The sequence below is a fragment of the Shewanella sp. ANA-3 genome (genome assembly GCF_000203935.1).
Taxonomy (GTDB): Bacteria; Pseudomonadota; Gammaproteobacteria; order Enterobacterales; family Shewanellaceae; genus Shewanella.
Genome location: NC_008577.1, coordinates 1,574,128 through 1,597,462, shown reverse-complemented (window position 1 = coordinate 1,597,462; position 23,335 = coordinate 1,574,128). Strand labels below are relative to the sequence as shown.

Here is a 23,335-nt window from a genome sequence, read left to right as displayed (position 1 = left end):
AATTTAATTGTTAATACCGGGGATGAGTTAGAAGTGAAATAAGCAACTAATATGATTTAAAAATAACCCATTAAGTTATTTAAAGCCGATTGCCAGTCGCAGGGCTTAACACCAAAGGTTTGCTCAATTTTTCGACAACTCAATTTAGAGTTAGCAGGACGTTTAACAGGGGTCGGGTATTGTTCAGAGGATATGCCGTTTATTAGCATATCTTTACTAACGAGCTTCTGAGCCTTGGCCTGCTTAAAGATCTGACAGGAAAATTGATACCAACTAACATGAGGCAACCCAGAAAAATGATAAATCCCATAGTGAGTATTGCCTGCATACAGCGCTTGGGCTATTTCAATAAGTGTATTGGCGATATCACCAGCATAGGTTGGGCCACCAAATTGATCAGCCACAACGCCAAGTTCATCACGGGATTGCGCTAATCGAAGCATGGTTTTTATAAAGTTATTACCAGTTTCGCAAAATACCCAAGCAGTTCGCATAATAATATGACGCGGGCAAGCTGCAGCAACAGCAAGTTCGCCTGCGAGTTTGCTTTTACCATATATTCCTTGCGGTGCAACTTCATCAGTTTCAACATACTCACCAACTTTATCACCTGCAAATACATAGTCGGTTGAGATATGTAGTATGGTTGCACCAACACTATTGGCGGCTTGGGCTAAAAATTGTGGACCATCACGGTTAATGGCATATGAAAGTTCGACTTCTTGCTCTGCTTTATCAACAGCCGTGTGCGCCGCTGCATTAATAATGGCATCTGGTTTGAATTCACTAACCAGTTTGTTTACTGCTTCATAGTCAGTAATATCGAGCTGCTCACGATCTACAGCCAAAAATTCAATCTCTGGTATCTGGTTTAAGAGTTTTACTAGGCAGCTACCTACTTGGCCATTACTTCCGGTGACTAATATTTTCATAGTGTTGAATTGTTAATTGTGAGGTGTAAGTAAATGCTGAATGCTGAATGCTGAATGCTGAGACAGAAAACTCAACATTCAACACAAAGCAATCAAGACTACTTTAAGTGTGCTAAATACTGACCATAGTCATTTTTAAGCATGGGTTTCGCGAGTTCTTTAAGTTGATCTGCAGTTAACCAGCCATTTCGATAGGCAATTTCTTCTAAACAAGCTACTTTTAAGCCCTGAACGTGCTCAATGGTTTGCACAAAAGAGGATGCTTCATGCAGACTCTCATGAGTTCCAGTGTCTAACCAAGCAAAGCCACGACCAAGAAGCTCAACATTTAACTCACCGGCCTTGAGATACATTTCATTAAGAGTAGTGATCTCAAGCTCACCGCGATGTGAAGGCTTAACCTGTTTCGCCAGTTCCACCACTTTATTGTCGTAAAAATAGAGTCCTGTTACTGCATAAGATGATTTAGGTTTGAGTGGTTTTTCCTCAATAGAAACCGCCTTCATCTCAGCATCGAATTCCACAACCCCAAAACGCTCAGGATCTTTTACTTGATAGCCGAAAACAGTAGCCCCAGTTTGGCGATTCGCAGCATTTTTAAGTGTCTTTGAAAAAGATTGACCATAAAAAATATTATCACCAAGCACCAAACACACATTTGAGTTACCGATAAATTCTTCACCGATGATAAAAGCTTGAGCTAAACCGTCAGGAAAGGGTTGAACGGCATAACTCAAGTTGATGCCAAAATCTGACCCATTACCTAATAATCGTTTAAAGCTATCGTTATCTTCTGGGGTGGTAATAATCAATACATCTCGAATTCCGGCTAGCATTAGTGTAGATAAAGGATAGTAAATCATTGGTTTATCATAAATTGGGAGCAGTTGTTTTGACACACCTCGAGTAAGTGGATACAACCGTGTACCAGAACCGCCAGCTAAAATAATTCCTTTCATTTAAATCAAGTTCCTAGGTAAATAGGCCCTAGGTGAAAACTAGGACTTTAAAATAAAGTTGTTAAAGTGATTAAATACCTAAACGCTCACGCTGATAGGTGCCGTCTTGTACATGCTGGCACCATTCTTGGTTAGCTAAATACCATTCGATGGTTTTACGTAAGCCAGTTTCGAAAGTTTCTTGGGGCTGCCAATTTAGTTCTGCACTCATTTTACTTGCATCAATGGCATAACGGCGATCATGGCCAGGCCTATCGGTCACAAAAGTAATTTGCTCGGCATAAGGCGTAGCTTTGGGCACTAATGAATCTAAGATACTACAAATGGTTTTCACCACCTCTATGTTCTGCTTCTCATTATGACCACCAATATTGTAGGTTTCACCAACTTTACCTTCGGTAACGACTTTGTATAACGCACGAGCATGGTCTTCAACATATAACCAATCACGGATTTGATCACCTTTACCGTAAATAGGTAATGACTTACCTTCAAGTGCATTGAGAATTACCAGAGGGATCAACTTTTCAGGAAAATGATAAGGACCATAGTTATTTGAGCAGTTTGTCACTATGGTTGGAAATCCGTAGGTACGAAGCCAAGCTCGTACCAGATGGTCACTTGAAGCTTTAGAGGCTGAATATGGGCTGCTCGGAGCATAAGGCGTCGTCTCGGTAAATAAAGGCAGGTATTGATTTACTGCTTGTCCTTCTTGCTCATCCGGATGTGGCAAATCACCATAGACTTCATCAGTTGAAATATGGTGAAAACGGAATGCAGCTTTACGTTCAGCATCGAGTTGTGTCCAATATTGACGAGCGGCTTCGAGTAATATGTAAGTCCCCACAATATTAGTTTGGATAAAATCGCTAGGGCCAGTGATTGAGCGATCTACATGAGATTCTGCAGCTAGATGCATAACAGCATCGGGTTGGTATTGTGAAAAAACTCTCTCGAGTGTTGCACGATCACAAATATCGACTTGCTCGAAGTTATACCGTGGATTAGTGCTAACCAATTTTAAGGATTCTAAATTTCCAGCGTACGTCAGTTTATCTACGTTAATTACGCTGTCATTGGTGTTCATTATTATGTGTCGAATCACAGCCGAACCAATAAAACCAGCACCACCTGTTACTAAAATTTTCATTTAATTACTCTTTCATATTCTACTTTTCAAGAAGCCTTTATAGGCATATAAAATAAAACATTTAATCGTTTTAAAAAAGTTCAAACCAAGTACATCTCGATAGAAAGCCCACTGCCATTTCAAAATGTTTAATTTATTTTTTGTCATACCTGTATCGACACGATATTTAGCTAAAACATCACTAATACCATAGGCCATATCGATGTCTTCTAAAATATTGAGCCACAGGCCCATATCTTGTCTTTTCCGTATTAGTGGCATATAGCGTTTACCTAATACTTTCGCGTTATATATAGCAGTTAAACAACCAATTACATTGCCCGTCAACAATTCCTCATAAGTAACTGAACTTGGAGGTATAATTACCCCTCCATCTCCCTCACGACTAAACTTCTGATATGCACTGTACGATAATAAAACATTATTTAACTTCATAAAGGCAATCTGGGTGGATAATTTATCTGAAAACCATAAGTCATCAGAATCAAGAAATGCAATATAAATGCCTTTTGAATTTTCAATACTATTATTACGTGAAGCACCTGCGCCAGAATTTACATCTAACTCAAATAACTTGATTCGACTATCTTTAGCACAATATGAGCGTACTATATCTCTAGTATTATCAACAGATACATCATCTGTAATTAACAATTCCCAATTTTGATATGTTTGAGAGATAACTGACTCTATACTTTCAGCAATAGTTTTAGCTGAGTTATAGCTGGGCATGATAATCGATACTAATGGTTGCTCTTGCATTTATCGTCCCATGCCAAATAAAACAACTTTAATTGTTTTAAGTAAAATTTTCACATCTAATAAAGTACTGTGGTGTTTAATATAAAAAATATCATACTTATGCTTCCAAACCGCATCCTCAACAGAAGCACCGTATGGATAACTGACTTGGGCGAGACCCGTTACACCGGGTTTAACTGCGTGGCGGAAGCGATAATAAGGAATTTCTTGTTCTAATTCTGCAATAAAGACCTCACGCTCTGGTCTCGGACCAACAATCGACATTTCACCTTTCAGAATATTGATGATCTGCGGTAATTCATCGATGCGGGTCTTACGAATAAAGTTACCTACTTTTGTAACACGAGCATCATTTTGAGTAGCCCATTGCGCACCAGACTTTTCAGCATCATTACGCATAGAACGAAATTTAATCACTTCAAATTCGTCATTATATTGTCCTGTACGTCGCTGTTTATAAAATACTGGCCCTGGACTTTCTAACTTAATCGCCAATGCTGTAAGTAATCCGACAGGTATTGCTACAGTACAAAGCAGAAACGCCGCAAATAAATCAACAACTCTTTTAGCTAATTGAGTACGCTTTGTCGATAAAATGGAAAAAGCTTTCTGATGTAGAAAATAGCCACTATGTAGTAATCGGACCTCAGTATAGCCAAGTCTTTCATCAAGATAGCTAACTAAAGGCTCTACCCAAGCACCAAGTTCAGTCGCTTTGACAAGAAACTGTCTCTGTTCTTTAGTCAAACGCGCGCTTTCAAAATGACAAATAACCTTACAACTCAAATCAGTAATGCTGTAATCATTGACAACCATATCAAAGCTGTAGTCATCAATAATTTGACCAATCTCTAATTCTCTATCCACAGGACAATAGACATAAATAAGCAGCTGATTTAGCACCTGATACTTTGACTTGAAACGCTTCGCAACTGTTTTAATCGGCTGAAACTCATGAGTGTCAACCGTTTCATTAACTCGTATATTCATAGATTAAACCAAATTAATAGGGGGTCTAGGATCTAGAGCTTACTCTTTTCTCATAAAATGCCTTACCAGCACTAACATCAAACCTAACATACCGCCGAGCATGGTGCCTAAAACGCAAATTAATGCACGTTTGGGTTTAGCCTTTTCTTCAGGCGCTAATGCGGGATCGATAGTTTTAAATACATATTCGTCGCGCACTTCAGCAAACATAATGGTTTTTGCCTGCTCTTCAATCAGCTTATAAAGTACAGTTTTAATATCGGCAACATTGGTTAAAGCGATTTGCTTATTTAAAAACTCAGTACTGCGGTGCGCTTCTGCAACATCACGTTCCTTCATCACTTTATTAATATCTTGAATTAACCAAGTGACCCATTGCTGGGCAACTGTTGGTGATAAGTGCTCAATTGAAATAGTTACCATACCTGATTCTTTATCTTTATTCGCTGCAAAAATCTTGCTGAATTCTTTATAGGCTTCTTGCATTGAAGGCACAGGTTTAAATGGTGGTTCGACATCGCGCACCCAGGTATTGGTTTGCTCGTTATATAGCTCAGAGTCATAAATAATTTTATCTGCATCCCTATCCCATTTTTTTGCGGCCATTAAATTAGCAAGAATATTATGCTTTTGAATAAACTCACTGGTAAATTGGCGGGATTTTAATACTTCAATTGCAAGCTGGGTTTTATCAGTACTACCTTTAGCGCCGAGGTTAACCCCAGCAAGACTTGCTAAACCACCAAACTGTGATGCCAAGGCGCTTAAGCCACCGCCCTGCTCCTCTGATGCTGGCGCCAACAAAGCTTCGGATTTATAGATATTGGGTTGCAAAATAGCAAAGGCGACAGAGGCAATCGCAAAAACAGCGGTTATGGCAATAATGAGCCATTTGCCTTGCCAGATGACGGCAAAAAGCTCACGAAGATCGATTTCGTCATCTTGCACTTGAGGAAATCTGGCGTCTTTCATATATTGATTTAATTCATTAGACATCTAAAACTTATCTCGTTGTGTAAGTTCTCATAAACTGTTGGGGGTTATCGTTGACGGTTGACGGAACGTTCGCAAGCTCACTAACGGAACGCTCGATAACTGCTCCTACGTTATTCTGCTTCCTGCATCCATGCAGTCGTTCGCCTACGGTAAGGGCAAAAACTAAGAGCGCTGCGTTTACCGTGAGAGCTAAGCCCGTTCCGTTATCCTATTAACATCCGTGAGCCACGAAGTGGCGTTCTAAATCCCCGATATTGCGGATACAGCGACGGCGGTGTTGTAGATAATGCTCGTAACTTGAGTCCACAACGTTAGATTATCTTTGTATTCGGTATCTAATGGTACAACTATGGTGTCACCAGGTTCCATTGAGCTACCGCCAGTAAACCACAATGAAGATTCTGGCATTTGTACCGAGCCATCAGCTTTTAATATATAAGTGCGAGATTCATCAGCACGTTTACGTGGACCGCCGGATAACGCTAGATATTGTTCAAACGTTAATCCAGTTTTAAAGCGATGAGTACTTGGATGCTGCACTTGCCCCATTACTGATACTGTTTGATTTATAGCAGGAACATATAAGGCATCAGAATCTTCCAACATTAAATCAGCACTTTCGATGCCTAATTCAATCGCATTAACATCGACGACTAAGCGACCAACTGTTTTAACGTTTTCCAATTGATTTAACATCATTTGTGCATCGTTATAACCAATGGTAGGCGTATCTTTGGTCAAGGCTTTTGCAGCAATCTCCCGGCGCAATTCATCGGCAAGCTTTGCAAGTTCTTGCTGTTCTTTTTGTTGGATCGATTTGCGTAAAAAGACTGCACTGCGTGGTGCAGCATCACTCGTCATACCACCAGCACGGGCAAGCACTTGTTTTAAGGTTTCGCCGCGCTGGATACTGTAAGTGCCAGGGAATTTAACTTCACCTTTAATGGTGACCCAGCGAGTTTCTTGCCAGTCTGGCAACGTACGTACGGTTAAGATGTCACGGCTTTGCAGTTTGATATTGGCTGCCGGATCATTTTGCATAACGCGATCCAAGCTAAGCTGTACATGTTCTACTTTAACCCCATTTTGCTCAGACACTTGTTGACGAGTCAGCTCTGCTGATAGGGTATATGCACCTTCTTCTAGCCCGCCTGCAGCTATAAGTAACTCTTTAACATCGGCATTAACCGTTATTGGATACTGACCAGGGAAGCGTACATTCCCATTGATATTAACCAGTTTAGCGGCATCGCCAAAACGGCTTTGCTCTTTTAGCTTTTTAATAATGGGCTTAAGCAGCGATTCACGATCGGCATAGTCAAATACAATGACCGAATCTCGTGGTTTTAGTGTGGGGTTGTAATGTGATTTTGGCTCACCAATTGCGCGACCGAGGTTGATGCGCTCGACTTCGATATCACCACGTTGGTTGATTTCTCTTACCAATAAGCTGTAATCCAAATCTGCGGAGATGGTTAAATCCCCCCAAATGGAAGGCAATAAATCGGCAACTGTTAGCCCATTTGTCCATTGATATTTACCTGGGCGGATTACTGCACCCGAGACCGTAATAGCATTATCAATACGGCTTGAAGCAGAGCGAACATTAAGTAAATCGCCATTTTTCGCTAACGTACTTAAGCCTGAATTTTCGGTTAAATCAACACTTACCACGGTTTTTACCGCTTCACGACTATAACGTTCAATGGTACTGGCTTTGGGATATGCACCTGGGTTTAAACCACTAGCCATATTAATCACATCGGCCATGGTTTCGTTATTTTTAAGCTCGTAAATAGCAGGGCGACGCACTTCACCTATAACACTCACTGTCCCCCCAGTAGATGGAACAAATACCACATCACCGGATTGTAAACGCATATCGCCTGACGCATCGCCGCGAAGCAATAAATCATATAAGTCTAAACGGCCAATAGTTTTACCAGAGCGCTTTAATTGGATATCACGCAAGCTACCGATTTGGTTTACGCCACCCGAGATAAACAGCGCTTGAGTAATGGTCGATAAACTCGACACAGTGTAAGAGCCAGGTTTGTAAGCATCACCAGCCACAAAAATCCGGATTGAACGCAACTCACCCATAGTGATATTGGACTCAATACCTATCATGCTTTGGCTGATTTTTTGTTGTAATAGCTCGCGTGTTTCAGCAAAGGTTAAGCCTACTAGTGAGATAGGCCCCAAGTTAGGGAATTGCACTGCACCATCACGGCCCACGGTTAACGTGAACTGATTATTTTCTTTACCAAAAAACTGCACATTTAAGGTATCACCTGGGCCCATCATGTATTCAGCAGGCACTGGTACGTCAGAAACGGGAGCAAACGTACTTGGAGAACCAGCAAATAAGTCATAGCCAAAGCGTTTTAGCTGATCTTCTTTTTTGCTTTCAATCGCTTCAACCTTAGCTTCCGTTTTGGTTGCCTGGTTAAGTTTATCGTCCTCAGATTGATCGATGACGTTATTACCAGTTTCCGTTCGTGGCGTAACTACAGTTGGGTTTTCAACAACAGTAGCAGTAGTTGAGGACCCCGTAATCATTGACGGATCAATACCGTATTGGCGAGCTAAACGTTCTTGCTCTGACTTAGGTAGTTGTTTGAATTGTTCTATCATCTGCGGAGAGGGCGTAATAGCTTGCGCCGATGTGCCCATCAATATCGTGGCAGTGATGCCTACTAATATTGCGGTTTTGGGAACCGCTTTGATGTATTTTTTGAATTGTTGTAACACCAGATATCTCCGATTGGGTAAAAATGATGGAAAACATTAAAAACTTTAAAGGCTGATTGGGTTTCGCCCAGCGAGAAGATTGTACTTAAGCTAACTTGCGAGCGTTGCAGAACGGCGCGTTGAGCTATAATCTTGAGGCCGAACACCAACTAAGCAGCAGCGCAATTCATCGAAACCTAACACGCTACCAATCTGCGTGCCAGACAGAAACCTTCTGCATTCTTCGCTTAACGAATGAAGCTATCGATTTGATGTCATTCAGACACGCTACCGCCCATGGATTACGGTCTCCAAAATCCCCTTCGCAACGCGAAAAACCTTATTTTTCAATTGGTCACACTAAGCTTCGCACCAATTTCAAATTCTATTAGAACCTAAATCCAAGTAGAACTTAACTTCAAGCATGGTTAAGGATAGCACTCAGAAAGGATATGATTTATCACATATCCTAATTAAATCATGAGCGTACTCTCTTACCGCTAAAATGCTGTACAAAATGATACTTCTTTATTTCTATTAAAGGCGCAAAATCCCGCACCAAAACTGAAACATATATTTTACATATTACACTGCAGAGAATTTAAGCATTGCTAAGGCTAATCCGCTATTTTAGCGAATAACTTAAGTAAGATACTCAATTTCAAAGCACTCTATAGTCTCACTACAGAATCCTGAGGAACAGTAACGACTTTGCTCTGCCCCATAATATTGAACAATACATGACAGCGCTTGTTCGGGCATTTCTCTTGAAAAATGCCTTCTAAATCCACAAAAGGGCCGTCTTTAAAGCGAATTTTTTCCCCGGTTTTTAGTTCTAATTCATGGTCTAAAACCGCTTGGGAAGGCGTTAATTCTTTCATGCGAATGGCGTGAATAATACGATCGTCAATGGGAGTCATTTTTTCCTGACAGTTGACGATACGGCTCACTCCACGAGTAGAGTTGACCTGCTTAACACTGGTTTGGCTTGGGTCGAAATTGATGAACAGATAATTTGGGAATAGAGGTACGCGACAGATCCGCTTCTGCCCGCGTTGAGATTTTTCTTCAGAAACCATCGGTAAGTATGTCTCTAAATTTTGAAGCGCTAAGTTCTGTTGTGCCCTCGCTTCACTTCGAGGTTTACAATACAAAAGGTACCATGCCTTCATCTACTAATCTCACTACCCTATGTTAAGTGACGTCCATTCACGGCTCGCAATCATAGCAAAGTTGTGAATAGGGATGGAAGCAGTTTTTTGGCGCAAAAGGATTGCCGCTCGGTATATGAACAATAACGACTTATATTAGTAAAATCAGCATTAATCGGCCTTTGCCGTAAGTTGCAGATAATCTCACCAGTTAGCAAGCCAAAATTGACTTTAGCCACTTTTAAAGGGTATATAAGGTGGGATTTTAGCGAAATCGTTCAATTTAATGCTATAAAATATTACTTTTATTATAAGAACGTAACAATAACTCATACCAAAGCCGCCGTAATTCAACAAGTTACTCTTGCTTTAAAGCTTCAGTAAACCAACGAATTCACAGTGGATAAATGAGAAGAGCAACAACCATTTTTCTGTGGTGACATCATCCTGTTACAGGGGCGCCACAGGCAATCACGAGCTTAAGGTGGAAACTTCATGAGCGTAGCAAAACCACAAGGGACGATGCTTGGTCATCCCAAGGGCCTGTTCCTTCTATTTACAACAGAACTGTGGGAACGTTTTAGTTATTACGCAATGCGCGCCATTTTGGTGCTGTATTTAGTGGACAAAGTGCAGAGTGAAGGGGGACACGGTTTAGGTTGGACGCAAGCCGATGCGATTTCACTCTATGGTACATTCACTGGCCTAGTTTACTTAACGCCGCTTATCGGTGGCTGGTTAGCAGACACCTTTTTAGGCCAACGCCGCGCGATTATGATTGGCGGTACTTTAATGGCCGCAGGTCAATTTATTCTCGGTACGCCGCACGCTTGGGTACCTGGTATGGAAACCGAAGTTTTCTATGTCGGCTTAGGAACCTTGATCTTAGGTAACGGCCTATTCAAGCCGAATATCTCTACCATGGTAGGCGATCTGTACGAAGAAGGTGATCATCGCCGTGACGGTGCATTCACCATTTTCTATATGGGGATCAACGTCGGTGCTTTCCTATCGGGTATTATCGTAGGTTCTGTGGTGGCGGCTTATGATGGCAACTTCCAAGCCGGCTTTATCTGTGCCGGTATTGGTATGATCCTGTCATTAATCATCCAACTTGTGTTTGCGCAAAAGCTACTTGGTGATATCGGTAGAACCCCAGCTGCTAAGCTTGAAAAGCAAAAAGCGGCAGAAAAAGGCGAAGTTCGCAAAGAGCCACTCACCAAAGTTGAGCGTGACCGTATTAAAGTCATCATGGTGATGGGCTTATTTACCATCATCTTCTGGGCGGGGTTTGAACAAGCTGGCGGCTTGATGAACCTGTTCACGAATGACTTTACCGACCGTATGATCGGTACTTGGGAAGTTCCTACCACTTGGTTCCAATCCTTGAACGCGATGTTTATCGTGATTTTTGCACCTGTTGTAGCCTCGATTTGGGTACGCTTAGGTAAGAATGAACCAAACTCGCCTGTTAAGTTTGCTTTAGGCTTAGTGCTATTAGCCGTTGGCTTCTTATTCATGATCGGTGCCGTTGTTGAGATGGGTGGCGATGCTTCAGCGAAATCGAGCATGTGGTGGTTAGTCGGTGCTTATTTCTTCCACACCATGGGTGAGCTTTGCTTATCACCAATTGGTTTATCTATGGTGACTAAGCTAGCCCCATTACGTATAGCTTCATTAATGATGGGTTCTTGGTTCCTGTTCGTTGCTGCAGCTAACAAGATTGGTGGCGTAGTGGGTTCATTCATCGGCCACGGCGGTGAAAAAGAAGAACAACTCGCCAATGCAATGGCCATTTTCTCGGGTATCGCGATTACTGCAGCACTTTCTGGTGTGGTCTTATACTTCATGGCCGACAAACTTGTGGATTGGATGCATGGTGCAGAAAGCAAGCATCACAACGAAGCTGAAGCGTTAGAAGATGAAATCGCCGTTACCGGTGAGCATGAAGCGATCAAACGTTAATTTGCGTTAGGTTCAATCAATAAAAAACGCTGCCATGGCAGCGTTTTTTATTTGTAACTTAGATAATTAACATAAGCGTCGAGCTAATTTCCGATAACATTTTAGATTAAAAGTCGATATCGCCAACCTTCATATTCGTTATCATAGGTACGCACAAAGTCACTGTAGTGGCATAGTGAACTGGGCCACAGTTATAGGCTTAATTGCAGAAAGCCACCCGCGGGTAACTGCGGATCATATACAAGGCCTTTAAATTGGTTTTCTAAAAGTTGCTGCTTGTGTTCTGGCTCACTGGTTGCGATACAAAGCTGCTCCTGCGGCAATATAGTGCGAAACTGAATGCTCGGCTTGCCCCAATCTAACATCCCCAATTGCAAGCTCTCAGAAAGCGCTAATGGACTCAAACCTTCATCATTACGCAAATAGCACCTAAGACCCTTACCTGCTTGCGCAATCGCGGCGCGATAGCGTGTTAATTCGATAGCGACATAAATAATATCGACTGTAATATCGAGGCCAGATTTGACTAAACGTTCGTTCAAATAACTCAACATATTGAAGGGCTCGATAATGGTCTTACTTTGGCCGCTACGATAACTTTTGAGCTTTTGGTTAACAAAACTGCGCAGCAACACACAGGCAAAAGCCGCTCTATTGTCTTCGGGATAGAGATGGGCCATGTACATAATGAGGTAGTCACTGCCCACCATAGTGGAATCAATAAAGTAACTGCTTATATCGCTACTCTTAAACAGACTGTAATCCACTTTGGCCGTGGGATAGCTAATGTTAGAGGCAGGAAACAGCTGCTGCTGAACTTGCTTAGCCGCCTCAACACTTTGTTCTAACAGAACCAAGTTATCCTTGAGTTCTTGATTAGATAAAGCATCAAACTCTGCTTGAGTCACATCATCGGAATGGTGTCGTTGCAACCCCTGTTTTATGGCTTGTTCGATGATAAATAAATCGGGGACGGGTTTAACGAGATAATCACAGGCACCAACACGCAGGGCTTCAACGACATCCGCCATTACGTTATTACCAGAGACCACAATTGAAGGCACCAGCGGCTCTAATTTACTCATTTCCTTGAGCATATCGAGTCCACCGAGTTTAGGCATGCTGAGATCGGCAAGAATAATATCGAAACGTTGTTGCTTAAAAATATACAGTCCCTGCTCACCATCGCAGGCCTGCACTACTTTGGCACCGCGCCCAATCAGAAAAGTGGCGACGATTTGCCTAAAGACCGGGTCGTCTTCGACCCAAAGAATAGAAACATCATTTAACGCCATAAAGATTCCCGAATAACATTCATTGCGATAGCAATAACTCAATCATGACATCGGAAGAATCATTCAATACGGCAAGGGCTTGGCTGCAAAAAAGGATTTACAGCCAAGTACAGCGCATAAGCTTACTCAAGTTCCTGCATGTACTGATCGAGCAACTCATCATCTTCTTGTTTTTGAGGAACATTGCCATCATAGACTTTATAGTCCATGTGTTGTAAGTACGCATCTTTCACAAAGGTATAGGGATCGAGCGCATTATCAACAAGCCTTTCTTGGTCAATCGCCGATGCTCTCGCATGAAGACTCTTAAGTCCCCATTTAACAATGGATTGCCACACTGTTAGCTCAGATAGTGGAAAGTATAGACCATCAACCCAATCCGACGCGAGTTCTCGCACTACATAGGGGCCGGCAAAAGGAGCCATAAAATACGGTCCGTTTGGCACGCCGTAGTAGCCTAACACTTCGTTAAATTCATCTTGCTTGCGTGGCATCCCCATCATATCGGCCACATCGAATACCCCGAGTAACCCGATTGTGGTGTTCACCGTAAAACGGCCGCCAGCATTTGCCGCCCAACCCCATTTACCCTGTAAGGCATTGTTAACTAGGCTACTCGGTTCTTCCAAATTCTGTACGAAGTTGTTTATCCCCGTTTTGGCGGGCAATGGCAGATAATCGTTATATCCATGTGCGACAGGACGATAAATATACCGATCCAAATACAGATAGTTGAAATCCCACATTGCACGGTTAAATCCCTCAAAGGGATCACGCGGATCATCGTAAGTAATCTTAACCGTTGAAGCCGTATCCTTTGGAGTAGTCTCAGGTACAGTCGCCTCTGCCCCATACACCTTAGGCAGTAATGCAAATCCTAAAAGTACCCCTAGCCATTTCAACTTCATATTGCTCTCTTAAATAAATGTACTGCTTAGATATCGAGTTTTGCTAAAGTGACCAAGGACAAGTGACGATAAAAGATCATTCACCTGAGTGGCATACTCTAGTATGACAGAGAAACTGTCGTTGTTTTTACAAAGCGCATAAGCATACTTGGCAAAACATTTTGGTCAATTGTTAATTTTTCAAAATAGCGTGCCGTTAGATACACCAACAAGGGCCTCACATGGAGTCGATTCCACTTATTAACACCGCCAATGCGCAATTAATCACTTCAGGGACATCAAACGATGCCACCAGCGCGACTCCGCGGCCAATTCCTGCTGAGGTACAGGTTTCTCCCGAAGGCGACAGTATTATTCTAAACGGTACAGAATATAATTTAAAGCTTGTTAATGCACAGCAACGGCAAGCCTTGATTGTGGCAAGTAGCTTTTTAGTGAATCCAATCCCCACAGAGTCCAGCCAAACTGCCACCCCATCCAATGCACAACTAGTCACCTTAGGGGCGGTACTGACACTGAAATTACCCGATGCCATTGCCCAACTTGCGCAGCAAAATGGCATTTCCTTGGATAAGCTCTATACCCTAGCGGCACGGCCACAGGGATATCCGCTGCCCAATGTCACTGTTACAACAAAAGAATTTCAATTTGCGAACGGAACTGTGGTACCACAGGATCCAGGCACTCGACTCAGCACAGGAGAATATCAAGCCAAGATTAGTCTTGCTCAAGGAAGGCCTATTTTAGTCCTGACCCCCATACTGAGCAAACTCGAAATCCACATTGGCGCGCCAATAAATGAAACTCAACTTCCCATAATTGATAAACAAGCAGCTAATGTGGTCATTACTAAAACTGAGCCTGCTCAGATAATTGCTGCATTTTTACGTAAACTTGAAGGAATTGCGCCACAGGCCGAGCCATCAAATGCAGCGAAGCATAGCAATCAAGTACTTGTTTCTTCTGAGAGTAAAGCTGCCAATATGCTAGCTCCTTCTTCCGCAACAGATATGCCAAGCATCAAAGTCAATGTATCGGCCGCGAATCCTCAAACCAGTCTACAAGCCAATACTGAACCTAAGCTGACTGTTGTAAGTCAAACGTTAAATACTGCGGCGCAATCGCAAGAAACTTCCCAAAATCAGCAAAAAGCACAAGTGCTGGATGCTAAGACGTTAGAATCCAAGGCCTTTGAATCAAAGCCTTTTGAATCTAAGCCACTAGAATTTAAACCTTTAGAGGCTAAAACTATGGCATCGGGGGCGAGCAATCTCGATAGCAATCGAAATTCGCTTTTAGCAGCCAAGGCTCAACAGGATCTCCCCCCTACAAGTTCCACTAAAACTGGCTTAGTCGGTAACGAGTTGCCGCTGAGTCTCAAACCACAGGCAATGGAGGCTCAATTAGGCGAAAAAACAAATAAGTCCACCGAGGCACAAATCAGTGTCAATGAAGTGCTACAAAAGGCCTTTACCAAGGCTGGCGCACTACCGTTAGAACAAATGCTAACGCGAGGGGGAGCCAATCTTGCGGCCGAGCTTTTAAAACACTTACCGCATTTGGGCCCACCAACATTAGGTCAGTTAAGCGATCCTGGGGAGTTAAAAGACACTATGTTTGGGCTTTCAGCCTTAAATCTTGCGACGCCACAACTTAATCAAGCCGCGATATTTATGAACGCCAGCGCGATCACCTCATTATTTCAATTGCTACTGGGGTTTAGGGCTAATAACGCCAATAATACCGTCAGCCAGAAGTTGGCAGATTACCTAGAGCAATTACAGGCTAAAACGGGTTTATCGACCAATCAGCTTGGACAATTGAGTAAAGCCGGAGGGCTTGAAAGCATGGGCCAACTGGCCTCGAGCTTACACCTTTATCAGCAGGCAAGCGGCGAAAACAACGGCAATCTGGTATGGTTTTTTGCCCTGCCCTATGGGATCAATCAACGGCATGAACAGCTCGAAGGAAAATTTGAACGAGATGCCAATGATGACGAACAACAAAAGCACAAAGGTTGGCATCTGCAATTGAAGTTTAATCTTGCACAGGGGCCGCTGCTGATTTCGGCACGCTTCCATCAGCAAGTGTTAGATATTCAATTTAAAGGTAATAGCCAACAACTGCTTAATCGTGTCGATAATTTTCTAGCACCTCTAGGTCAAAAATTATCCCAGCTAGGCTTTACGCCAGGTGAGCTTTCAACGCAAATAGCCCAAGTGCCGGCGACACTGCTCCCGGGCGATCATTTTTTAGTGAAAATACGTGCTTAAAATCGAGAACGAATGATGAATGAAGAACCCAAAACCCAGCAAGCCGTCGCCTTAAGTTACGATGGGAAAAATGCCCCTAAAGTTGTGGCGTCCGGGGAAGGATTAGTTGCGGATGAGATTATTGCGCTTGCCAAAGCGTCAGGTGTTTTCATTCATCAAGATCCTCACCTGAGCAATTTTTTAAGATTACTCGAATTAGGCGAGGAAATTCCGAAAGAACTTTATCTGCTGATCGCAGAACTGATTGCATTTGTGTACATGCTGGATGGCAAATTTCCTGAGCAGTGGAATAACATGCACAAGAAAATTGTAGAGAAAGCTTAAAAATAAGGACGATGCGACTTTGTCTGCCTATTTTCGATGAAGGCGAATTAACAGCTCAGCCTCAGCTTTAGGTAACTCACACTCTTTAATCAGTTCGTCCACCCCCGCGCCTAACGCGACCATTTTCATCGCTCGGGTATAGAGTTTGGCTTGAGGATCCTGCTGCGTCGACTCTTCGATACGCTCGGATTGTTGATGTAAGCGCTTCTCAAGCTCGATAACACGTCGCCCCATGCCGATAGTGCCACTGCGAAGCTCCTGCAACTCCCGTTTAAAGGACTCACGTTGGCGATCGCCTTCTTTGACCAGCACGGTTAACGCTTCAACTTTACTGCGCAACTTACTCAATTGTTTTTGGAGATAAAGGACTAACCCTAAACACGCAATCACATAAACTAAGGCTGCGATTAAAAATTCATCGCCCATTAATCATCCTTACGCATCACAATAAACTGAAATCAACAATACAATAGGCTCACCAAACGGCAATCAAAATGATTAAACAATGGCAAAATGAACCGTTTGTATAGTGAAAAGCAAGGACGACAGATTAGCTAATCTGTCGTCTCATCATGGAAGCTTAGAGCTGATTTAACTCAGCCCATTCTTCATCGGATAATAACTTGTCTAAGTCAACAAGGATCAGTAGCTCGTTATCGCGATTGCTCACGCCTTGGATAAACTTGGCGCTTTCTTCAGTGCCGACATTCGGGGCATTATCAATTTCAGAACGGCGCAAATAAACCACTTCGGCCACACTATCCACCAAAATACCGATAACTTGTTTTTCAGCTTCGATAATCACGATACGAGTCGAATCATCCACTTCCGCCGATTGCAGGCCAAAACGTGAGCGAGTATCGATAACGGTCACCACATTGCCGCGCAGGTTAATGATCCCTAATACGTAATGGGGTGCGCCAGGCACAGGGGCAATCTCGGTGTAACGCAACACCTCTTGCACCTGCATCACATTGATACCATAAGTTTCGTTGTCTAACTTAAAGGTAACCCATTGCAATACTGCATCATCTTTACTTGCAGCCACGGCCGCGACATTTCTTGTATCTTTCATGTTTACCTCAACCAATGGAGTCCTGACAGCCTAAACCCGCATCAAGCATTTCAACTAAGGCTTGTACGTGCAAAATGCCACACATTTGTTCTTTCACTACACCAGCTAACCAAGGACGTTTCCCGGCTTTGCTGCGCCAGTTTACTTGCGATTTATTAATTTTTACTGCATTAACGAGAGACTCACAAGCTAATCCCCAATTACTGCCTTCTAATAATACAAGATATTGATAATTTACCGATTGCGCCAGTTTATCCGTGTATTTTTCTGGCATCACCCATGCACAGGTATCAACCAGATTTAACTGCTCTTCCCTATGGGTTTGCACCCCTAAAAACCAAGAAGGGCGACCGATAATATGATTAATCCGCTCAACCTTAACGATCCCACCCAGACTCACTAAAGGCACAGCTAAGGTTAACCCTGCCACTTTAAAGAATAGTACTTGAAACTCATCATCGAGTACTTCTTGCAGGTCTTTTGTGATACTTGGAGGGGCAAACCCCACCTGAGTCTCGGGTGTTGTCTCAATGATTATCTCGTCATCTACGACAGTGGATGGCTGCTCAATGGTGACGCTAGCGTCGCATTCGGGTAGCGAAGAGATACTCTCTTGGATCTCCTCAGGCACCTTATCCATCTCGGGCGCGACTTCGCTCAACACTTCCGCAGGCTTATCCTCAATCACCACCGTTTTTAATACCGGCGCGAGGAGTTTCTCCAAAGCCTGCTTATTAACTAACGGCGCTGGCTCATCAAGATGAGGCATATTACTGACAGACTTTGCCTTCTGCGGCTGCACTTCAGCAGCAATGGTCACACTCGCGTGCACTTTAGCCTGACTGTGCTCGGCTAAAATGGCGTCATCGAGTAATTGTGCTTCATTTTTTTTGCCAACCAGTGGTGCCACAACCTCATGTTGAGGCGCACTCGGGGAATCCACAGCTTTGCAGTCTTCTTCATGCAGCAATAATTCAAAAAAATCAAAAACAGTTTCATCAACCGATTTTGACATGGCCAAACTCCCCAGCTAAAAGAAAATCTAATAATCGCTCGTAAGCTTTTACGCCACGACTGCCGCTTGCATAATGGGAAGCGGGTAAATGTGCCAAACTGGCGTCTCTAAATTTAGTATCTACTGGGATCACATCTCGCCAAAGGCTGTCGCCATATTGTTCACTCAGCACCTGCAAGGCAGCAGGTGATGCCTTGGTACGTTTATCGTACATAGTGGGTACAACAGTATAGCTATAACGGGTTTTCTTTGACCGCCCCATGATTTCCATGGTTTTGACCATGCGCTCGAGCCCTTTTATGGCCAAAAACTCGGTTTGCACTGGGATCACTATGTGTTGACTGGCCGCCAGCGCGTTCACCATTAATACCCCTAACACGGGTGGACAGTCGATTATCGCCACATCGTATTCATCGGCAACCAGAGCCAATAAATTACGCAGCACTAACCCCATGCCCTCTTGATGTCCTAGGGCTCTGTCTAGCGTGGCTAACGCCATCGTAGCGGGCAGTAAATCTAAACCATCGACTAAGGTGGGCACTATGTGGGATTTCACTAAGTCTGTCGTCAGACTCTTATGCGCCACAAACACGTCAAATAGCGAACCAGGAACCTCTTCAGAGTCAATGCCAAGATAATAACCAAGCGATGCATGGGGATCGGTATCAATCATCAGTACACGTTTACCCCGTTTAGTGAGCGCACCCGCTAAACTGGCTACTGAAGTGGTTTTTCCAACCCCACCTTTTTGATTCGCAATGGTCCAGACTTTCAAAGAACTGACCTCTTTAATGTTGATTCTCGGCTATTTATCATGCCCGTTTGAGCAACGACAAGCACTACTCGCCTTCCCTTGTGGTCACTCTTATGCCGCCGTTAGGCAAACTAATGACTTTGACCCCATCGGCATTTTCTGAAATCACCACGGGAACATTACTCGACTGAGGTTGTGCTTCCGTAGCAGCAGCCGATGAAGCTTCTGTACGCAGAGACTCAGGCACGGGATCGACAGCAGTTTGCTGCTGCGACGGTTTATCCTCTACCGGTTTCTCAAGCGTCGGCGGAATTTTTGCATCGGATGCCGAGAACGCCTCAGGGCCCAGCGTCACCGCCTTTTGCTCTCCCGGTGAAGCCAACTTTAACATTGCTTTGGTTTGATCCGGATGGGAAGCGAGCCAAGACGCAATCGCCTGTGCCTGTTCATCCGGCACCATGAGCAAAATCTGTGTCGACTCCAATCGCTTTACATCATCGCGTAATGCAGTGATTTTTCGATGATAGTCGAGACTTAACGCGCCGAGGCACAATATAGCGATCGCCATTAACACTATGATAAGCACAATATTTGTGCTTATCGGTGTTTTCGACTTAGCCACGCGCAGACTCTTTTAAAATCGACTCCGCCATGTTATCCAGAGAAATTGACTGAGTGGCGATACCCGCACTGGCCACCGCCTGCGGCATACCATAAACCACGCAGCTGGCCTCATCCTGAGCCCAAATAGTCGCGCCCACCGATTTCAGCATACGCGCACCTTCGCGGCCGTCAGCTCCCATGCCCGTCAGCACGACCGCCAGCACATCCCCGCCATAGGCTTTAGATGCTGAGGCAAAGGTAATGTCGACGCAGGGTTTGTAATTCATCTCAGCGCTACCCGCCAAGACTTTAACACGGCCAGTAACACCAGCGCGCTCAACCATCATTTGCATTCCACCTGGCGCAAGATAAGCGCAACCTGGACGCAATACATCACCATTAGCCGCTTCTTTCACTTCAATCTTACACAAACCGTTTAAACGGTTCGCAAAAGCGGGGGTGAAAGCCGCAGGCATATGCTGGATAAGCAAAATAGGATGAGGATAATTTGCTGGGAACTGAGTCAAAATCTTCTGCAAGGCGACAGGCCCGCCAGTCGATGTGCCAATCAGCAATAATTTATATTGCTTACCACTTGGACGAATCGAGGTTGCAGGTGAAGAACGCACAGGCGCTGGCGCAGGTTGCGCATGGGTAGCAGCGCCGCCTAATACGGTACTCGCACTCTGGCGAGGTGGCGGCGTAGGCGCCGTTGGACGCACCGTCGGGCGGAAAATCCGGCGACGACCTAAGGCTTTAACCCTTTGCTGCAATAATAGAATTGCTTCGTCTTTATTGGTCGCAATATCTTCAAAGCGCTTAGGTAAGAAATCGAGCGCCCCCGCATCGAGGGCATCTAGCGTGGCTTTGGCGCCATCGTGGGTCAATGAAGAAAACATCAAAATTGGTGTTGGACATTTCGCCATGATCTCACGCACGGCCGTAATACCGTCCATGACAGGCATTTCAATATCCATTGTAATGACTTGAGGATTTAGCTCGGCAGCCATCTTCACCGCTTCGGCCCCGTTAGAGGCCGTCGCGATCACTTCCAGTTCAGGATCTTGATTGACTATTTCACTAACACGTCGTCTAAAAAAACTTGAGTCATCAACGACTAATACTTTAATGGCCATTCCATTCCTTATTGGAAACTAACTTTTATTTTTCGCATAATGCTTTAATAACCCTGGGACATCCAAGATGAGGGCGATGCCACCGTCGGATGTGATTGTCGCCCCCGCCATACCTGGCGTGCCATGCAACAATGCACCCAAGGGTTTAATCACCACTTCTTCTTGTCCAATTAAAGCATCAACAACAAAACCAATTTGCATCATTCCCAGCTGTACAATCACCACATGGCCATGTTTCTTGTCACCATGTTTAAAGTTGGTTCTATTGCGATGTAACCACTGCTCCAGATAGAAAAGCGGTACGGCCTTGTTGCGGACAATCACAGTAAGTTGTCCATCGACAATATTGGTCTTGGTGAGATCGAGATGGAAAATCTCATTCACACTGGATAAAGGCAACGCAAACACCTGCTTGGCAACGTCCACCATTAAGGTAGGCATAATCGCCAAGGTCAGCGGCACTTTAATCTCAAGTACGGTGCCCTTGCCTTTCATCGAGTCGATATGCACGGTTCCGTTAAGTTGGGTAATACGGGTTTTCACCACGTCCATCCCAACACCACGGCCGGAAATATCTGAAATCTCCACTTTCGTCGAGAAGCCAGGCGCAAAAATCAGGTTATAAGCTTCGCTGTCGGTCATCCGCGCCGCGGTATCCTCATCGAGTACCCCACGCTTGATGGCAATTTGCTTCAACTTTTCAGGATCCATACCCGCGCCATCGTCTTCAATTTTCAGCAGGATATGATCACCCTCTTGGCTTGCAGACAGAGTGATGGTGCCTGTTCTAGGTTTGCCGCTGGCCTCACGATCATTAGGCATCTCAATGCCATGATCTACTGAGTTACGCACTAAGTGCACTAACGGATCGGCAAGCGCCTCGACTAAGTTTTTATCGAGGTCCGTCTCTTCGCCCACGAGGACTAAATCAATTTCTTTATTCAGAGTACGAGCTAAATCGCGTACAACCCGAGGGAAGCGACCAAAGACTTTCTTGATGGGTTGCATACGCGTTTTCATCACCGCGCCCTGCAAATCCGCTGTCACCAAGTCTAAATTCGCTAGCGCCTTAGACATTTCTTCGTCATCACGACTAATACCTAAGCTCAATAAGCGGTTACGCACTAACACTAACTCGCCGACCATGTTCATGATTTGGTCGAGTCTCGCGGTATCGACGCGAACAGTTGTCTCGCCCTGAGGTACGTTAGCAGACGCTGCTGCCGCTGCTTTAGCAGGGGCTTTTTCAGCAACCGCCACATCAGTTTTGGCTTTTACCGCAGGAGGTGTTGCTGGTGTAGCAACACTGGCTTTGGGAGCGGCAGGAGTTGAAGGCGCTGCGGCACTTGGAGGCGCTTTAGCGGGCTCGGTTTTAGCTGGAGCAGATTCGGCTTTCGCAGTCACTTTTGCAGGTGCACCGCCTTTACCGTGTAACTCATCGAGGAGACGCTCGAACTCATCTTCAGTGATTTCGTCCGAATCAACCGCTGGAGCGGCAGGTTTGGGTGCCGCGGCAACTGCTTCAGCTTTTGGCTTGGCAGGCTCTTCCACTTTACCTTTAAACTTACCAGAACCGTGCAGCTCATCGAGCAGCGCTTCAAACTCGTCATCGGTGATATCATCGCTTGCGCTTGCAGATGTCGCTTGAGGCTTATTTTGCACAGCAGGGGCAGCATCGGCTTGTGGAGCAGAAACTCCGGGACCTTTTCCGGCGCCGTGCAGCGCATCGAGTAATGCTTCAAACTCCGCTTCATCGATTTCATCGATACTGGAATCTGAAAGCTCTGATTTCTCAATCGGCATGTCTTCAACAGCGGCAACTTCAAACACAGTTTCTATGACAGGTTCGGGCTCAGGTTCTGGTTCAGGCAATGGTTCAACTTCGGCACTGCTTTGACCCGATTCGGAAGGAAGCGGCTCACCGGAGCTGAGCATTTTCAATTTAGCCAATAATGCAGGATCTGCTGGGTCTTGTTGCTCGCCTTGTTGGGTTTGAGCAAACATAGTGTTAATCGCATCGACAGCCTGAAGAATGATGTCCATTAACTCGGCGGAGACACTGCGCTTGCCTGTGCGTAATAAATCGAAGGTGTTCTCTGCTTCGTGACAGACATCCACCATGGGAGTGAGACTAAGGAAACCCGCACCGCCCTTTACAGTATGAAACCCCCTGAAAATGGCATTTAGCAAGTTAGTATCATCAGGATTGTTTTCAAGCGCGACCAGCTGCTCTTGCAGCAACTCAAGAATTTCGCCCGCTTCAATTAAAAAGTCCTGGAGTATCTCTTCATCTACATCAAAGGCCATCAAATTG

At 44.3% G+C, this 23,335-nt stretch carries 20 protein-coding genes; 3 read left to right on the top strand and 17 right to left on the bottom strand.

Annotated features, from left to right (window positions below; genetic code table 11):
- Positions 1-56: 56 nt before the first annotated feature.
- From rfbD to rfaH, 8 genes are all read right to left on the bottom strand, one after another.
- Positions 57-932, bottom strand: coding sequence for a dTDP-4-dehydrorhamnose reductase (rfbD, locus tag SHEWANA3_RS07240; protein WP_011716449.1), 876 nt, complete (start codon positions 930-932; stop codon positions 57-59).
- Positions 933-1,030: 98 nt separating this feature from the next.
- Entirely contained in the window at positions 1,031-1,891 is an 861-nt protein-coding gene (rfbA, locus tag SHEWANA3_RS07235; RefSeq protein ID WP_011716448.1) for a glucose-1-phosphate thymidylyltransferase RfbA, read from the bottom strand.
- A 70-nt stretch (positions 1,892-1,961) separates the two neighbouring features.
- Positions 1,962-3,041, bottom strand: coding sequence for a dTDP-glucose 4,6-dehydratase (gene rfbB, locus SHEWANA3_RS07230; RefSeq protein ID WP_011716447.1), 1,080 nt, complete (start codon positions 3,039-3,041; stop codon positions 1,962-1,964).
- Positions 3,042-3,053: 12 nt separating this feature from the next.
- Positions 3,054-3,803: a glycosyltransferase family 2 protein gene (locus SHEWANA3_RS07225; RefSeq protein WP_011716446.1), complete on the bottom strand. Its 750-nt coding sequence runs from the start codon at positions 3,801-3,803 to the stop codon at positions 3,054-3,056.
- Positions 3,804-4,793 carry an exopolysaccharide biosynthesis polyprenyl glycosylphosphotransferase gene (locus tag SHEWANA3_RS07220; RefSeq protein WP_011716445.1) on the bottom strand — a complete coding sequence of 330 codons (990 nt, stop codon included), beginning with the start codon at positions 4,791-4,793 and terminating at the stop codon, positions 3,804-3,806. It abuts the gene before it with no gap.
- Between the two features lie 39 nt (positions 4,794-4,832).
- Positions 4,833-5,789, bottom strand: a complete 957-nt coding sequence (locus SHEWANA3_RS07215) for a Wzz/FepE/Etk N-terminal domain-containing protein (protein ID WP_011716444.1) — start codon at positions 5,787-5,789, stop codon at positions 4,833-4,835.
- A 240-nt stretch (positions 5,790-6,029) separates the two neighbouring features.
- The gene (locus SHEWANA3_RS07210) at positions 6,030-8,543 is read right to left on the bottom strand and encodes an SLBB domain-containing protein (protein WP_011716443.1); all 2,514 of its coding nucleotides are present in this window, start codon (positions 8,541-8,543) and stop codon (positions 6,030-6,032) included.
- 650 nt (positions 8,544-9,193) lie between these two features.
- Complete coding sequence (rfaH, locus tag SHEWANA3_RS07205; RefSeq protein ID WP_011716442.1) at positions 9,194-9,694, bottom strand: transcription/translation regulatory transformer protein RfaH; 501 nt, start codon at positions 9,692-9,694, stop codon at positions 9,194-9,196.
- 474 nt (positions 9,695-10,168) lie between these two features.
- Between rfaH and SHEWANA3_RS07200 the strand changes: the two genes are divergently transcribed.
- Complete coding sequence (locus SHEWANA3_RS07200) at positions 10,169-11,638, top strand: peptide MFS transporter (protein ID WP_011716441.1); 1,470 nt, start codon at positions 10,169-10,171, stop codon at positions 11,636-11,638.
- 191 nt (positions 11,639-11,829) lie between these two features.
- Here SHEWANA3_RS07200 and SHEWANA3_RS07195 read toward each other — a convergent pair whose 3' ends face one another.
- Together SHEWANA3_RS07195 and SHEWANA3_RS07190 are read right to left on the bottom strand one after the other, a co-directional pair.
- Positions 11,830-12,933: a response regulator gene (locus SHEWANA3_RS07195; RefSeq protein ID WP_011716440.1), complete on the bottom strand. Its 1,104-nt coding sequence runs from the start codon at positions 12,931-12,933 to the stop codon at positions 11,830-11,832.
- 122 nt (positions 12,934-13,055) lie between these two features.
- Positions 13,056-13,841, bottom strand: coding sequence for a VacJ family lipoprotein (locus SHEWANA3_RS07190; protein ID WP_011716439.1), 786 nt, complete (start codon positions 13,839-13,841; stop codon positions 13,056-13,058).
- A 221-nt stretch (positions 13,842-14,062) separates the two neighbouring features.
- On the opposite strand from SHEWANA3_RS07190, the gene SHEWANA3_RS07185 reads away from it, so the two are divergent.
- Together SHEWANA3_RS07185 and SHEWANA3_RS07180 are read left to right on the top strand one after the other, a co-directional pair.
- A complete protein-coding gene (locus tag SHEWANA3_RS07185; RefSeq protein WP_011716438.1) occupies positions 14,063-16,114 on the top strand; it encodes a flagellar hook-length control protein FliK in 2,052 nt (683 codons plus the stop codon).
- A 15-nt stretch (positions 16,115-16,129) separates the two neighbouring features.
- Positions 16,130-16,438 carry an EscU/YscU/HrcU family type III secretion system export apparatus switch protein gene (locus SHEWANA3_RS07180; protein ID WP_041412974.1) on the top strand — a complete coding sequence of 103 codons (309 nt, stop codon included), beginning with the start codon at positions 16,130-16,132 and terminating at the stop codon, positions 16,436-16,438.
- Between the two features lie 27 nt (positions 16,439-16,465).
- Here SHEWANA3_RS07180 and SHEWANA3_RS07175 read toward each other — a convergent pair whose 3' ends face one another.
- The 7 genes from SHEWANA3_RS07175 to SHEWANA3_RS07145 form a co-directional block, all read right to left on the bottom strand.
- On the bottom strand, positions 16,466-16,864 hold the full coding sequence (locus SHEWANA3_RS07175; RefSeq protein WP_011622093.1) for a DUF2802 domain-containing protein: 399 nt from the start codon (positions 16,862-16,864) through the stop codon (positions 16,466-16,468).
- A 154-nt stretch (positions 16,865-17,018) separates the two neighbouring features.
- On the bottom strand, positions 17,019-17,513 hold the full coding sequence (locus SHEWANA3_RS07170; RefSeq protein ID WP_011073088.1) for a chemotaxis protein CheW: 495 nt from the start codon (positions 17,511-17,513) through the stop codon (positions 17,019-17,021).
- A 7-nt stretch (positions 17,514-17,520) separates the two neighbouring features.
- The gene (locus tag SHEWANA3_RS07165) at positions 17,521-18,528 is read right to left on the bottom strand and encodes a chemotaxis protein CheW (protein WP_011716436.1); all 1,008 of its coding nucleotides are present in this window, start codon (positions 18,526-18,528) and stop codon (positions 17,521-17,523) included.
- Entirely contained in the window at positions 18,512-19,303 is a 792-nt protein-coding gene (locus SHEWANA3_RS07160; protein ID WP_011716435.1) for a ParA family protein, read from the bottom strand. Before SHEWANA3_RS07160 ends, SHEWANA3_RS07165 begins: the two co-directional genes overlap by 17 nt.
- A gap of 64 nt (positions 19,304-19,367) precedes the next feature.
- Positions 19,368-19,883 (bottom strand): hypothetical protein, encoded by a 516-nt coding sequence (locus SHEWANA3_RS07155; RefSeq protein WP_041412972.1) that lies wholly within the window; start codon positions 19,881-19,883, stop codon positions 19,368-19,370.
- A 13-nt stretch (positions 19,884-19,896) separates the two neighbouring features.
- Entirely contained in the window at positions 19,897-21,021 is a 1,125-nt protein-coding gene (locus tag SHEWANA3_RS07150) for a chemotaxis response regulator protein-glutamate methylesterase (RefSeq protein ID WP_011716433.1), read from the bottom strand.
- A gap of 18 nt (positions 21,022-21,039) precedes the next feature.
- Positions 21,040-23,328 carry a chemotaxis protein CheA gene (locus SHEWANA3_RS07145; RefSeq protein ID WP_011716432.1) on the bottom strand — a complete coding sequence of 763 codons (2,289 nt, stop codon included), beginning with the start codon at positions 23,326-23,328 and terminating at the stop codon, positions 21,040-21,042.
- Between the last annotated feature and the right edge of the window lie 7 nt (positions 23,329-23,335).